We start from the raw sequence: 14,335 nt of genomic DNA, 5'->3' as shown, positions 1-14,335 counted from the left end.
CGCGCGCTTCCCTACCACCGCAGTAGACTTTGGACCGGCCGTCACACCCGATCAGGGCAGGGCCAGCCGCCTGCGCGATCGGGTCGCACCACCCGAAAAGGAACCGTTGTGCCCAAACCCGCCGTACTCGTAGCGGAAAAGCTCTCGCCCGCCGGAATCGCGCTCCTGGAGGAGGACTTCGAGGTGCGCCATGTGGACGGCGCCGACCGGTCCCAGCTCCTCCCGGCCCTCGCGGACGTCGACGCGCTCATCGTGCGCAGCGCCACCATGGTCGACGCCGAGGCCATCGCCGCCGCGGGCCGCCTCCAGGTCGTCGCCCGCGCGGGCGTCGGCCTGGACAACGTGGACGTCGACGCGGCCACCAAGGCGGGCGTCCTGGTCGTCAACGCCCCCACCTCCAACATCATCAGTGCCGCCGAGCAGGCCATCAACCTGCTGCTGGCCAGTGCGCGCAACACCGCCCCCGCGCACAACGCCCTCATCAACGGTGAGTGGAAGCGGTCCAAGTACACCGGTGTGGAGCTGTACGAGAAGGTCGTCGGCGTGGTCGGCCTCGGCCGGATCGGTGCCCTGGTCGCCCAGCGCCTGTCGGCGTTCGGCACCCAGGTCATCGCCTACGACCCCTTCGTGCAGCCCGCCCGCGCCGCCCAGATCGGCGTCGAGATGGTGACCCTGGACGAACTGCTGGAGCGCAGCGACTTCATCACCATCCACCTGCCCAAGAACAAGGACACGCTGGGCCTCATCGGTGACGAGGCGCTGAGCAAGGTCAAGCCGAACGTGCGGATCATCAACGCCGCGCGCGGCGGGATCCTGGACGAGGACGCGCTCTACCGCGCGCTCAAGGACGGCCGGGTGGCGGGCGCGGGCATCGACGTGTTCGCCAAGGAGCCCACCACGGAGAGCCCGCTCTTCGAGTTCGAGAACGTGGTCGTGGCCCCGCACCTGGGCGCCAGCACCACCGAGGCGCAGGAGAAGGCGGGCACGCAGGTCGCCCGCTCGGTGAAGCTGGCCCTGTCCGGCGAGTTCGTGCCGGACGCGGTGAACGTGCAGGGCACCGGCGTGGCCGAGGAGATCAAGCCGGGCCTGCCGCTGACGGAGAAGCTGGGCCGCGTGTTCACGTCCCTGGCGGGCGCCGTGGCCAGCCGGATCGACGTCGAGGTCCGCGGTGAGATCGCCGCCCACGACGTCAAGGTGCTGGAGCTGGCCGCGCTCAAGGGCGTGTTCAGCGACGTGGTCGAGGACACCGTGACCTTCGTGAACGCCCCGCTGCTGGCCAAGGAGCGCGGCGTCGAGGTCAACCTCGTCACCAGCGACGACCACAGCGACTGGCGCAACCTCATCTCGGTGCGCGGCGTGCTCGCCGACGGGCAGCGGGTGTCGGTCTCCGGCACGCTGACCGGGCCCCGCCAGATCGAGAAGCTGGTCGAGATCAACAACTACTCGATGGAGATCGGCCTCAGCGAGCACATGGTGTTCCTGTCCTACGAGGACCGCCCCGGCATCGTCGGCAAGGTCGGCGCGCTGTTGGGTGACGCGGACGTCAACATCGCGGGCATGCAGGTCATCCGGGACAAGGAGGGCGGCAAGGCGCTGATCGCGCTCACCGTGGACTCCGCCGTGCCCGACGAGATCCTCGCGTCGATCTCCTCCGAGATCGAGGCGGACATCTCGCGCCAGGTCGACCTGGAGGACTAGCGGGTCGAGCAGGTGAGGCCGCGTTCCACGGTGTCGTGGAACGCGGCCTTTCGCGTGCGCGCACGACCGCGGGCGGCCATTTCGGGCAGGAAGTCGCATAACGGGGCCATCCGGCGCCGTTCTCCGGCGAATGCGCAGATCATGGCGTGTCATCAAATCCTGATTCCGGCGGCCCGTGGAACATGGTGCCCGCCAGGGCGATGCTCCGGGCGGCGCGGTCGGCCGCCGATCCTCCACTTCGCGTCTGGCCTGGTGGGGGCGGAATCGAATGTGCTCCCACCCTGGCCGGAACCGGAAGGTGTATGCGGTGCGACTTCGAAATCGGCGTTTTCTGCTGCTCTCGTCCATGGCGGTCTCCGGGGCGGGCGCGTCCGCGGCCCTGGTCGCTCTCGGCCTGCTCGATCTGTGGACCGCTGTCCAACTCCTGCTCCTGGCGGCGGTCTGCGGATCCGTCGCCCTCCTGGCGCTCCTGGTGCGCCGCAACAGCGTCCAGGTGCGACTCCTCCGACGCGGCTTCGACCGCCATCTGAAGGAGATCGCCGAGATCGCGGGCGAGAACCGCGCCGAGCTGTTCGGCCGGGCCGACGAGCTGACCGACCGGCTCGACGCCGTCGCGGAGTCCGTGGCCGGACTGCGTGCGGACCTCGCGGAGCGGGACGGCGTCGGGATGGTTGGCGGCGCCGCAGTCCACGCGCGGGCCGCCTCGTGACCGACGGGGACCTCGCGCACGCCCTGCGGCACCGCGGACCGGGACGCCTCCTGGCCTGCCACGCCGGCCCGCTGTCCGGGGCCGACCTGCGGCGGGCCGGGCTCGGACCGGACACCGAGGTGGTCGATCTGGGCGGGTCCGCGCGGAGCGCCGTCGAGGGGCCCGCGGTCCACGTCGCCCTCGTCGCCGACTCCACGGCCGATCTGCGCGCGGCCGTGGCCCTGGCCGAAGGCCTCCCGCCGGCAGCCGACGTCACGGTCGTGGTCAGGGCCGCCGCGCCGCACATCGGACCGCCGTGCCCGGTGCCGCCGGGGTCGGGACGGTGGGAGGTCATCGACGCGCGGGTGCGCCGCCTGCCGGGCGGGGGGTGGTCGTGCTCGCTCTCGTTCGCCGACCCGGTGGAGGTGTCGGAGGTGGCGGCGGCGGTGGCCCGGGGGATGCTGGGCGGTCGCCGCGGCACGGTCGCGCGCACGCCGGGGAGCGGCACCGACACGGGATCGGGGCACGGCACGGTACCGATGCCCGGCACGGGGCCGGTGCCCGCCACGGGGCCAGTGCCCGGCAGCGGTACCCGCACCGGCGTCGTCGGGCCGTCCTGGGCGGGCCTGGGCCGTCCCGGCGCGCTGGCCGGTGCCGGAGGGCGCGCCCCCGTCCGGCTGTCCGTGGCGGACGTGCCGGCGGTGGACGAGCGGGTGGTGAACCCCATCGGCTTCACCCGGGAGTCCAAGCCCAGGAGGGGGCGGTTGGTCTCGCGGGGCGGCCGGTGGGTGCTGGAGGTGGGCCGGTCGGTCCGGTGGCGGGTGCCGGAGGACGGCGCGGTGACGGACGCGGTGGTGGCGCGTCTGCGCGACCTGCGCGTCGTGGAGGTCGAGTGGGGCCGCCACAGCGGACCCCTGGCCGCCGTGCGGGCCGTCGCCGGCCTCGCGGCGGCGGGGATCCCCCTGGTGAGCGGAGCCGTGCCCCGGTGGGCGGCCTGCCTCGGCGCGGAGGTGTCGCGGATCATCACCTCCGTCGACGCCCCGGCCCTGGCCGACCCGCAACTGCGGGAGGAGCACAGTATTCGGCTGCGGCGCGCGGCGCTGCGGGTGCACGGGGCCGTGGCCCGGTGGCGTGGGTCGGTGTCCGGTGCTCTGGCCGAGCCGGTGGTGTCGGTGGTGTTGTGCACGCGGCGGCCGGAGATGGTCGGTTTCGCGTTGCGGCAGGTGGCGCGCCAGCGCGGGGTGGACGTGGAGGTGGTGCTGGCCCTGCACGGGTTCGGCTCGGACGCGCTGGGCGTGCGGGAGGCCCTGGCCGGATTCCGCGCGAGCGGGTGGGACCTGGTGGTGTGGGAGTGCGATCCCGGGACGGTGTTCGGCTCGGTGCTCAACGGGGCGATCGCGCGGGCGAGCGGGTCGCTGGTCGCGAAGATGGACGACGACGACTGGTACGGGCCCGACCACCTGGCCGATCTGGTGCTGGCCCGCCGCTACTCCGGAGCCGACCTCGTGGGATCCATCGCGTCGTTCGTCTACCTCGAACCCCTCGACCTGACCGTGCGCCTGCCCGGTCCCACGGAGTGCGTGTTCGAGCGGGTCGCCGGCGGCACCCTGCTCACCGACCGCCGAGCACTGGAGGAGGTGGGCGGCTTCCGGGCGCTGCCCACGTCAGAGGACTCCCGGCTGCTGGCCGACCTGCGTCGCGTGGGCGCACGCGTCCACCGCGGCCACGGCTGCAACTACGTGCTCCGTCGCACGTCGTCCGGACACACCTGGAGCGTCGGCTCCGGCTACTTCCTCCGCCACGGGAACGGCGGGCGCAGACCCGGGTGGCGGCCCAGCGCTCTGCTGGAGCCCCACCTCGCGGACGCCCCCGCGACCCGGACGGCGGAGCCCTGGAGCGTGCCGGACGCCGCCGGCCCGGGCCGACCGGAGACCGCGGCGCGGCTGCTCGCGGCGGGAACGGCGCCGTGATCCGCGCGGTGCTCGACACGGCGCTGCGGTCCCGCGCGGCCGGGACCGTACTGGTCGCCCACAGCGGTCCGGGCACCGCCCGACCGGCCGCGCGCGCCGCTGAGCGGTCGGCGGGCCAGGCTCTGGACCTCGACGGGAACGGGTGGGACGCCGCTCCGCGGGCGGGACGCGAGGTCGCACTCGTGGTGCTCATCGCCGCCACACCGGCGGATCTGCGCCGGGTCGTACCCGACACCGGAACCCTCAGGGCCGCGGAGGCCGTGATCGCCGTCCTCCGCGCCTCTCCCCAGGCGGGGCGGTCCCTGCCGTCGCCGCCGGCGGCGGGGTGGACCGACCTCATCGACATGCGGGTGTGCCGGTCGCCGGACGGGGCGTGCGCGTACGCGTTCTCCTTCACGGACCCGGTGGAGGTGTCGGAGGTCGTGGGTGCGGTGGCCCGCGGCATGGCGAGTGGCCGCGGGGAGACGGTGGCGACGGTGTCGGAGGTCTCGGCGGACGCCCACCGGCGGGCGGTGGCGGACACCGCCTGGCGCCGCCTGAGCGCACCGGGGTCGGCGGAGGGCGGTACCGGCTTCGCCCGGCCGTCCGTCGCGGACGTGCCGGCGGTGGACGAGCGGGTGGTCAATCCGATCGGTTTCACGCGTGCGTCGAAGCCCAGGAGGGGGCGGTTGGTCTCGCGGGGCGGCCGGTGGGTGCTGGAGGTCGGCCGGTCGGTCCGGTGGCGGGTGCCGGAGGACGGGGCCGTGAGCGACGTGGCCGTGGCCCGGCTGCGGGACCTGCGCTCCGTGGAGGTCGAGTGGGGCCGCCACAGCGGCCCGCTGGCCGCCGCCCACACGGTCGCGGGCCTCGCCGCGGCCGGGATCCCGCTGTTCGCCGGCGCCGCGCCGCGCTGGGCGGGCGGTCTGGGCGGCGAGCTGCACGGACTGCTCAGGTCGGTGCGCGGTGCCGACCTGGAGGACGAGCTGGCGCGGGAGGAGCACAGTATCCGGTTGCGGCGGGCGGCGTTGCGGGTGCACGGGGCCGTGGCCCGGTGGCGTGGGTCGGTGGCCGGTGCTCTGGCCGAGCCGGTGGTGTCGGTGGTGTTGTGCACGCGCCGGCCGGAGATGGTCGGTTTCGCGTTGCGGCAGGTGGCGCGCCAGCGCGGGGTCGAGGTGGAACTCGTCCTCGCCCTGCACGGGTTCGGCCTGGACACGCCCAGGGTGCGCGCCGACGTCGCGGCCTTCCGGGACGCGGGGCACGCGGCCGTCGTGTTCGAGGCGGGGCCGGACGCGGTGTTCGGCTCGGTGCTGAACGGGGCGATCGCGCGGGCGAGCGGGTCGCTGGTGGCGAAGATGGACGACGACGACTGGTACGGGCCCGACCACCTGGCCGACCTGGTGCTGGCCCGCCGCTACTCCGGAGCCGACCTCGTCGGCTGCGCGACGGAGTACCACCACCTGGAGGGGCCGGACCTGACCGTGCGGCGGCTGGTCCACTCGGAACGGTTCGCCGACCACGTGACCGGCGCCGCGCTGCTGACCGACCGCACGGTCCTGGAGGAGTTCGGCGGGTTCCGGCCCTGGCGGTCGGGCGTCGACGCGGGCCTCCTCGACGACGTGGCGCGCGCCGGCGGGTCCGTGTACCGGACGCACGGCCTGGGCTGTGTCGTCCGCCGTCGCACGGACGGCCACACGTGGCGGGAGTCCGCCGGCTACTTCCTGAAGGACCCCCAGCGCCACTGGCCCGGGTGGCGCCCCAGCGCCCTGCTGGAATCCGACCCGGGCGACGCGCCGGACGGGGCCCGGGCCACGACGACACAGGGGAGCGAGCGATGACGCTGGTCCAGAACGATCCGCGTGCGGCGCGGGCACGGGTGGAGCCGACGCCCCGCCCGCCGATCCGGGGCAACGACCACTCCGTGCTGGAACCGCCGCCGCTGGGCGGCTGGGAGCCGGTGCTGAGCGTCAGCGTGGTCATCCCGGCCTACGGCGGCCAGGAGAAGCTGGACCTGACACTGGCGTCGCTGGCGGCGCAGACCTACCCGGCGGAGCTGATGGAGGTCGTGGTCGTCGACGACGGCAGCGATCCGCCGCTGCTGCTCCCGCCGATCCGCCCCGAGCACACGCGGATCGTGCCGAGCCTGCCCGGCGGCTGGGCCCGCGGTCACGCCGTGAACTCCGGGGCGGCCGCCTCGGCCGCCGACGTGCTGCTCTTCCTCGATGCGGACATGATCGCCTTCCGCGAGCACGTCGAGGCGCAGCTGCGCTGGCACCACCTCGCCGACTACGTCGCCGTCACCGGCCACCTGCGGTGCGTCGACCACCGGCCCGGCGCGCTCGCGCCGGGCGAGGTCCTCGACGCCGTGCGCCGAGGGGAACCGGAGGCCCTGGTCGAGGGGCCGGGCGACGAACTGGCATGGCTGCGCCGGGCCTACGACCGTACGGACGGCCTGCGCACCGCCGGCCCCGGGGTGTTCCGGTACTTCATCGGTGCCACGGGATCGGTGCGCCGCGCGTTCTTCGAGGAGGCGGGCGGGGCGGACTCCGGTCTGATCCTGGGCGAGGACACCCACCTCGGGTACCGGTTCGCCCAGCACGGCGCCGTGTTCGTCCCGGAGGTGGACGCTGGGAGCTGGCACCTGGGGCGCCCGCAGATGGAGCACCGCAAGGCGGACGGCGCGCGGTACCGGTACCCCCTGGTGGGCAACCGCCTGCCGCTGATCGGGGACGGCCTCCGCAGCCCCGACCGCCAGTGGCAGGTGCCCAGGGTGGACGCGGTCATCGACACCGCCGGCGGCGGGTTCGACGAGGTGGCCGAGACGGTGGACGCACTGCTCGCCGGAGACACGGCCGACCTCCGGATCCGCCTGGTGGGCGCGTGGTCGCGGGTGACGCCGGGGCGGCACGCGGTCCTGGACGACCCGGATCTGGACGTGCGGCTCCTCCACGAGCACTACCGGGGCGAGCCGCGGGTGGAGTTCGTCGGGGCCGACCCCGATCCGGACCCCGACGTGCCCTTCCGGCTGTTCCTACGCCCGGGACAGCCGCTGGCACGCCACGCCGTCCGGCGGATGATCGAACTGGCCGACGCCGCGCGCGCGGGACTGCTGCGGGCGACCGCGCCCGGGGACGACCTGGGCGGACCCCGGCTGGAACGCGCCGGCGCCTTCGCCCGCGCGCGCCGGCTGGGAGCGGGAGCGGACGAGATCGACGCCGTGGTGGACGAGCTGTTCGGTGTGCACTGGATCGACGGCGAGAGCCTGCTGTTCACACCGGAGCACCCGGAGGGGGAGCCGCCGGAGGACTGGGAGGACCGCCTGGCGGCGGCACGGGCCGGGGCCGAGGCGCACAAGGCGCGCGCGGAGCGGTTGGAACGCCGGTTCCGCTGGTTGACCGGGAGCCGCGGGGGTCGGCTCCTGTGCCGGATCATCGGGTGAGGGACGAGGGTCAGCGTATGTCGATCAGGGATGGATCCGTGCGGGGCCGGGGATCCCCGGGCGGGGACACGGACACGGATGCGGACACGGACGCGGGTGGCGGAGCGCGTCCGCTGATCCGGCGCAACGAGTACTCGGTGCTGGACCCGCCGCCGCTGGGCGGATGGGATCCGGTCCTGGGTGTGAGCGTGGTGGTGCCCGCGCACGGCGGGCAGGAGAAGCTGGACCTGACACTGGCGTCGCTGGCGGCGCAGAGCTATCCGGCGGAGCTGATGGAGGTCGTGGTCGTCGACGACGGCAGCGAGCCGCCGCTGGTCCTGCCGCCGATCCGCCCCGAGCACACCCGCCTGGTCGTCGCCTCGTCGCGCGGATGGGGGCCCGGGCACGCGGTACGCGAGGGGGTGGCCGCCTCACGGGCCCCGGTCGTGCTGCGGCTGGACGCCGACATGGTCGTGGACCGCGAGCACGTCGAGGCGCAGATGCGCTGGCACCACCTCGCCGACTACCTCGCCGTGATGGGCGGGTTCGCCGCCACGGACGTGCCGGCCGCGACGCTGGACCCCGAGGTGGTCCGCGACCGGGTGGGCCGCGGCGAGGCGGCGGCCCTCCTGGGGCCGGGTACCGCCGCCCTGGAGTGGGTCACCGACCTGCTGGAGGCCACCGACGGGTTGCGCTCCGCGGGACACCGCGCGTGGGAGGTGTTCACCGGCGCCACGGCCTCCGTGCGGCGTGAGCTGTTCGAGGCGGCGGCCGGCGCGGAGCCGGACCCGGTCATGGGCGAGGACAGCGTCCTCGGATACCGGCTGGCCCAACGGGGCGCGGTGTTCGTCCCCGAGCGCGCGGCGGGCGGCTGGCACCTGGGGACCCCGACGACCGAGCGGCGCGCCCCCGAGGCGGCCCGTTTCGCCCGGCCGTTCACGGAGAACCGGGTACCCCGGAAGTACTCCCGGCGCAGGGGCCCCGGGCGGACCTGGGAGGTGCCCTTCACCGACGTGGTCGTCGACACGACCGGGCGCCGCTTCGACGACGTGGCCGAGACGGTGGACGGCCTGCTGTCCGGGGACACGGCCGACCTCCGGATCCGCCTGGTGGGCGAGTGGTCGCGGGTGACGCCGGAACGGCACGCGGTCCTGGACGACCCCGCGGTGGACGTGCGGTTGGTCCACGAGTGCTACCGCAGCGAGCCGCGGGTGGAGTTCGTCGGCGCCGCGCCCGATCCGGACCCCGACGTGCCCTTCCGGCTGCTGGTGTCACCGGGGGCCCGGCCGCGTCCGGGCGCGGTGCGCGCCCTGACCGGCGCGGCCGAACGGGAGGGCGCGGGCCTGGTCCGGGTGCGGGGGGCGCGCGCCCACCGGCCGGAGGCACTGCGCCTGGAGCGCACCGCGGCCTTCGCCCGTGCCCGCCACCTGGGTGCCGACGCGGTGGATCGCGACGCCGTCGTGGCCGCCGTCTGGGGCGTGCACGTCATGGACCGCGACGAGGTGCTGTGCGCCGAGGGGGCCGGCGCGGCGCGTCCGCCGAGGGACTGGCACGCGAGGTTGCTGAAGGAGGAGGCGAAACGGGACCGGTGGCGGGCGGAGGCCGACCGGTGGGAGCGCCGGATCCGCGCCCTGACACGGGGGCGCCTGGCCCGTCTGCTGCTCGGCCGCCGCGTGAGGTGAGCGGGGCCGGGGCGGCGGCTCGCGCCCGCCCGTCCCGGCCCTCTGAACTGCGGAGACGCGACCACGTCCCACATGGTGAGATTTGCTGGTCAAGTAGTTGGACATCCGATATTCTGTCGTCCTAGGAGTCAGCGGCACCGGCTCCACCGCCTGGTGCCGCCGTCCTCGCCGCCGCCTGCCCCACCCGGGCCCGCGCCGGCGCCTCCGGCGGTCCATCTCGCCGGGACGATCCGCTCCTTCTTCCGTGGCCACAGCCGTCCACGCGGCCGGCGCGCCGCCCGGTACCACCGGGCCCCGCGGTCTGGCCACTCGCCCGCACCGAGTTCCCGCGGCCGTCCCGTACGCGCCGCCGGTCACGCACCGCACCCGGAGGACCACATGTACGACATGGTCGAGTACCCGTCCACGCCCGACTCCGAGGACGAGGTCCATCGCGCCCTGCAGGGGGCACTGGACCGCAGGGACAACGGCGGCCCCGAGGGCCGCTAGGCTTGTCTCATCCAGTGTTCATGCTGATCTCATCATGTGAGAATTCTCTGGTGGGGTCACGTCCGAGTCAAAGGCAGACCGTATGGCAGCGCGCACCGTGAAACTGGCCGTCATCCCCGGCGACGGGATCGGCCCCGAGGTGGTCGCCGAGGGCCTCAAGGTGCTGGAGGTCGCGGCCTCCCAGTACGACCTGGCCTTCACGACCTCCGAGTACGAGCTGGGCGCCAAGCTCTGGCACCGTACCGGTGAGACGCTGCCGGACTCGGTCGAGTCCGAACTGGCCGAGCACGAGGCGATCTTCCTGGGCGCCGTCGGGGACCCCAGCGTCCCCAGCGGCGTCCTGGAACGCGGCCTGCTGCTGCGCCTGCGCTTCGACTTCGACCACTACGTCAACCTGCGCCCCGTCCGGCTCTTCCCCGGCGTGGAGAGCCCCCTGGCAGGCGTCGGCGCCGACGACATCGACATGCTCGTCGTGCGCGAGGGCACCGAGGGCCCCTACGCGGGCGCCGGCGGCGTCCTGCGCAAGGGCACCCCCCACGAGGTCGCCACCCAGGACAGCGTCAACACCCGCTTCGGCGTCGAGCGCGTCGTCCGCTTCGCCTTCGCCAAGGCCGCGGCCCGCCCGCGCCGCAAGCTCACCCTGGTCCACAAGGACAACGTCCTGACCTTCGCCGGCGAGCTCTGGCAGCGCGTCGTCAAGGAGGTCGGCGCCGAGTACCCCGAGGTCTCGGTCGACTACTGCCACGTCGACGCCGCCTCGATGTTCTTCGTCAACCAGCCCGGCCGCTTCGACGTGGTCGTCACCGACAACCTCTTCGGCGACATCATCACCGACATCGGTGCCGCCATCGCCGGCGGTATCGGCCTGGCCGCCAGTGGCAACATCAACCCCGACGGCACCTTCCCCAGCATGTTCGAGCCGGTGCACGGCTCCGCGCCCGACATCGCGGGCCAGGGCAAGGCCGACCCCACCGCCACCGTGCTCTCGGCCGCCACCATGCTGGAGCACCTGGGCGCCGTCGAGGCCGCCCGCAAGATCGAGAACGCCGTCGCCGCGGACCTCAAGACCCGTGGTCACGCGGTCCGTTCCACCTCGCAGATCGGCGACGACCTGGCCGCGCGAGTAGCCGAGCAGGGCTGACGCGCGCCGTCGGCCCTGCCTGTCCTCCAGGGCGCGGCCGACGGCCATCCGAGCACTCGACGCCGACGGGCGCGCCCGGGACACTCCCGAGCGCGCCCGTCGGCGTCGTGCTGCGCCGGCCCGCCCCAGCCCTGGCACCGGGTGCGCTCTTTACGTCAGACTAGATCCCAGGTCGGCGGCGCTGCCGGCCTGATGCACCCGAGAGGACCACCGACGACATGAACAACAACACCACCACGAGCGGGTTGACGTTCGACATCCAGCTCTCCGACCAGCGGAAGACCCCGCAGGAACGAGACGCGCTGCTGGTGAATCCGGGGTTCGGCCAGGTGTTCACCGACCACATGGTGAGCATTCGCTACACCGAGGGCAAGGGCTGGCACGACGCCAAGCTGGAGCCGTACGGCCCCCTCACCCTGGATCCGGCCACGGCCGCCCTGCACTACGCGCAGTCCATCTTCGAGGGCCTCAAGGCCTACCGCCACCCGGACGGGACACTGGCGTCCTTCCGCCCGGAGTCCAACGCGGCCCGGTTCAACCGGAGCGCCGCCCGGATGGCGATGCCCGAGCTGCCCGAGGACCTGTTCATCCGGTCCATCGAGCTGCTCCTGGAGCACGACGGCGACTGGGTCCCCACCAAGGAGGACTTCAGCCTGTACCTGCGGCCCTTCATGTTCGCCACCGACGTCGGCCTGGGCGTCAACAACCCGTCCCGCAGCTACCTCTACCTTCTCTTCGCGTCGCCGGTGGGGTCCTACTTCTCGGGCGGTATCAGGCCGGTGACGGTGTGGCTCTCCAAGGACTACACCCGCGCGGCCCCGGGCGGCACGGGCGCGGCCAAGTTCGCGGGCAACTACGCGGCGAGCTTCCTCGCGCAGGCCCAGGCCGTCGAGAAGGGCTGTGACCAGGTGGTGTGGCTCGACGCGCGCGAGCACCGCATGGTCGAGGAGATGGGCGGCATGAACCTGTGGTTCGTGTTCGGCTCCGGGGACAAGGCCCGGCTGCGGACGCCCCCGCTCACCGGGACGCTGCTGCCCGGCATCACCCGGGAGTCGCTGCTGACCCTGGCCCCGGACCTCGGCATCCCCGCGGAGGAGGAGCCGATCTCCATCGAGGAGTGGCGCGAGGCCGCCGAGTCCGGCGAGCTCACCGAGGTGTTCGCCTGCGGCACCGCCGCGGTGATCACTCCGGTCGGCCACGTCAAGAGCGACGACGGCGAGTTCCGGATCGGCGACGGGACCCCGGGCCCGGTCACCATGCGTCTGCGCGAGGAGCTGGTGGGCATCCAGACCGGCCTGCGCAACGACAAGCACGGCTGGATCACCCGCTTCTAGCGCGGGTCCCACGGGGCCGTCCGGACGTGTTCCGGGCGGCCCCTCGTGTGGACCGTTCGTCCGGAGTGAGAAACCCTGGTCTCGGATGGTGAGACAAAACGCCGGTGAGCACCGGAACTCGCGGGCCCGTGTGGCACACTGGCCACATGCTGTCCCAGGTACTCATTATTTCGGGGCGCGCTGGCTGACACCTTCCCGCGTACGCGCAGGGAAGGAAACCGGACCCTGCCAGCGCGCTGACCTCTCGTGTCCACGAGGGGTCTTTTTTGTTGGTCGGGGCCGACACACACAGCATCCACCTTCGGGAGATCCGCCCATGAGGGACGACACTTTCCACGTCTTCGACACCACGCTGCGCGACGGAGCCCAGCGCGAGGGGATCAATCTCCGGGTCTCCGACAAGCTGGCCATCGCACAGCTGTTGGACGACCTCGGGGTGGCGTTCATCGAGGGAGGGTGGCCGGGGGCCAACCCCAAGGACACCGAGTTCTTCCAGCGGGCTTCACGAGAGCTCACGCTGGAGCACGCGCAACTCACCGCGTTCGGCGCGACCCGCCGGGCCGGTGTGCGGGCCGCCGACGACCCACAGGTGGCCGCACTGCGCGACAGTGGCGCACCGGTCGTCACCCTTGTCGCCAAGAGTGACGACCGGCACGTCGAGCGCGCCCTGCGCACGACCCTGGACGAGAACCTCGCCATGATCGCCGACACGGTGTCCCACCTGCGCGAACACGGGCAGCGCGTGTTCGTGGACTGCGAGCACTTCTTCGACGGCTACCGGCACGACCCCCACCACGCGCTCGACGTCGTCCGCGCCGCCGCCGGGGCCGGCGCCGACGTGGTCGTCCTGTGCGACACCAACGGCGGCATGCTCCCCGGCGACATCACCCGGATCGTCACCGAGGTGGGCGAGGCCACCGGCGCCCGCCTGGGCATCCACGCCCAGGACGACACCGGATGCGCGGTCGCCAACACCCTGGCCGCCGTGGACGCGGGCGCCACGCACGTGCAGTGCACCGCCAACGGCTACGGCGAGCGGGTGGGCAACGCCAACCTCTTCTCCGTGGTCGGCGCGCTCGAACTCAAGTACGACCGCCGGGTCCTGCCCGAGGGCTGCCTCGCCGAGATGACCCGCGTGGCCACCGCCATCGCCGAGATCGTCAACCTCGCCCCGGACACCCACCAGCCCTACGTGGGGGTGTCGGCGTTCGCGCACAAGGCCGGGCTGCACGCCTCGGCGATCAAGGTCGACCCCGACCTGTACCAGCACACCGACCCCGAGCTCGTCGGCAACCGCATGCGCATGCTCGTCTCGGACATGGCCGGGCGGGCGTCGATCGAGCTCAAGGCCGAGGAACTGGGCCTGGACCTGGCCGGGGACCGCGCCCTGTCCGGGCGGGTCGTGGACCGCATCAAGGGGCTGGAGCTGACCGGCTACAGCTTCGAGGCCGCCGACGCCTCCCTGGAACTGCTCATCCGCGAGGAGCTGGGCGCGCCGGTTCGCTACTTCGAGACCGAGTCCTGGCGGGTCATCACCGAGCGACGGCCGCGCAGCGGCTCGGGTCCGCTGGCGCACGAGGACGACAGCCTGACCGAGGCGACCGTCAAGCTCCGGGTCAAGGGCGAGCGCGTCATCGCCACGGCCGAGGGCAACGGCCCGGTCAACGCCCTGGACCGGGCCCTGCGCGAGTCCATGGAGACCGTCTACACCGCGCTCGCCGGGCTGGAGCTGACCGACTACAAGGTCCGCATCCTCGAAGGCACCTCGGGCACCAACGCCATCACCCGGATCCTCATCACCCTCAGCGACGGCACGGGGGAGTGGACCACGGTCGGTGTGGGCCCCAACGTCGTGGACGCCTCCTGGATCGCCCTCGAACAGGGCGTGACCTACGGCCTCCTCCGCCAGGGCTACCCGCAGACCTGACCGGCCGGGGAC

General features: G+C 73.5%; 9 protein-coding genes. All 9 read left to right on the top strand.

What is annotated here, in order from left to right; all coding sequences use genetic code 11:
* The first annotated feature begins 108 nt into the window (after positions 1–108).
* The 9 genes from serA (at position 109) to cimA (ending at position 14,323) form a co-directional block, all read left to right on the top strand.
* Complete coding sequence (gene serA / locus HNR10_RS10085; RefSeq protein ID WP_179822649.1) at positions 109–1,698, top strand: phosphoglycerate dehydrogenase; 1,590 nt, start codon at positions 109–111, stop codon at positions 1,696–1,698.
* A gap of 307 nt (positions 1,699–2,005) precedes the next feature.
* Positions 2,006–2,407 carry a hypothetical protein gene (locus HNR10_RS10080; RefSeq protein WP_312889197.1) on the top strand — a complete coding sequence of 134 codons (402 nt, stop codon included), beginning with the start codon at positions 2,006–2,008 and terminating at the stop codon, positions 2,405–2,407.
* Positions 2,404–4,356, top strand: coding sequence for a glycosyltransferase (locus HNR10_RS10075; RefSeq protein ID WP_179822647.1), 1,953 nt, complete (start codon positions 2,404–2,406; stop codon positions 4,354–4,356). Before HNR10_RS10080 ends, HNR10_RS10075 begins: the two co-directional genes overlap by 4 nt.
* The gene (locus HNR10_RS10070) at positions 4,353–6,170 is read left to right on the top strand and encodes a glycosyltransferase (RefSeq protein WP_179822646.1); all 1,818 of its coding nucleotides are present in this window, start codon (positions 4,353–4,355) and stop codon (positions 6,168–6,170) included. The genes HNR10_RS10075 and HNR10_RS10070 overlap by 4 nt, the downstream gene beginning before the upstream one ends.
* Entirely contained in the window at positions 6,167–7,771 is a 1,605-nt protein-coding gene (locus HNR10_RS10065; RefSeq protein ID WP_179822644.1) for a glycosyltransferase family A protein, read from the top strand. The genes HNR10_RS10070 and HNR10_RS10065 overlap by 4 nt, the downstream gene beginning before the upstream one ends.
* A 17-nt stretch (positions 7,772–7,788) precedes the next feature.
* Complete coding sequence (locus tag HNR10_RS10060; protein WP_179822642.1) at positions 7,789–9,432, top strand: glycosyltransferase; 1,644 nt, start codon at positions 7,789–7,791, stop codon at positions 9,430–9,432.
* Between the two features lie 571 nt (positions 9,433–10,003).
* Positions 10,004–11,062, top strand: a complete 1,059-nt coding sequence (locus HNR10_RS10055; RefSeq protein WP_179822641.1) for a 3-isopropylmalate dehydrogenase — start codon at positions 10,004–10,006, stop codon at positions 11,060–11,062.
* 218 nt (positions 11,063–11,280) lie between these two features.
* Positions 11,281–12,396: a branched-chain amino acid aminotransferase gene (locus HNR10_RS10050; RefSeq protein WP_179822639.1), complete on the top strand. Its 1,116-nt coding sequence runs from the start codon at positions 11,281–11,283 to the stop codon at positions 12,394–12,396.
* Positions 12,397–12,712: 316 nt separating this feature from the next.
* On the top strand, positions 12,713–14,323 hold the full coding sequence (gene cimA, locus HNR10_RS10045; protein ID WP_179822637.1) for a citramalate synthase: 1,611 nt from the start codon (positions 12,713–12,715) through the stop codon (positions 14,321–14,323).
* The last annotated feature ends 12 nt before the right edge of the window (positions 14,324–14,335 follow it).

Origin of the sequence: Nocardiopsis aegyptia (genome assembly GCF_013410755.1) — a bacterium.
Taxonomy (GTDB): Bacteria; Actinomycetota; Actinomycetes; order Streptosporangiales; family Streptosporangiaceae; genus Nocardiopsis; species Nocardiopsis aegyptia.
This window is presented reverse-complemented; position numbering and strand designations above follow the sequence as displayed.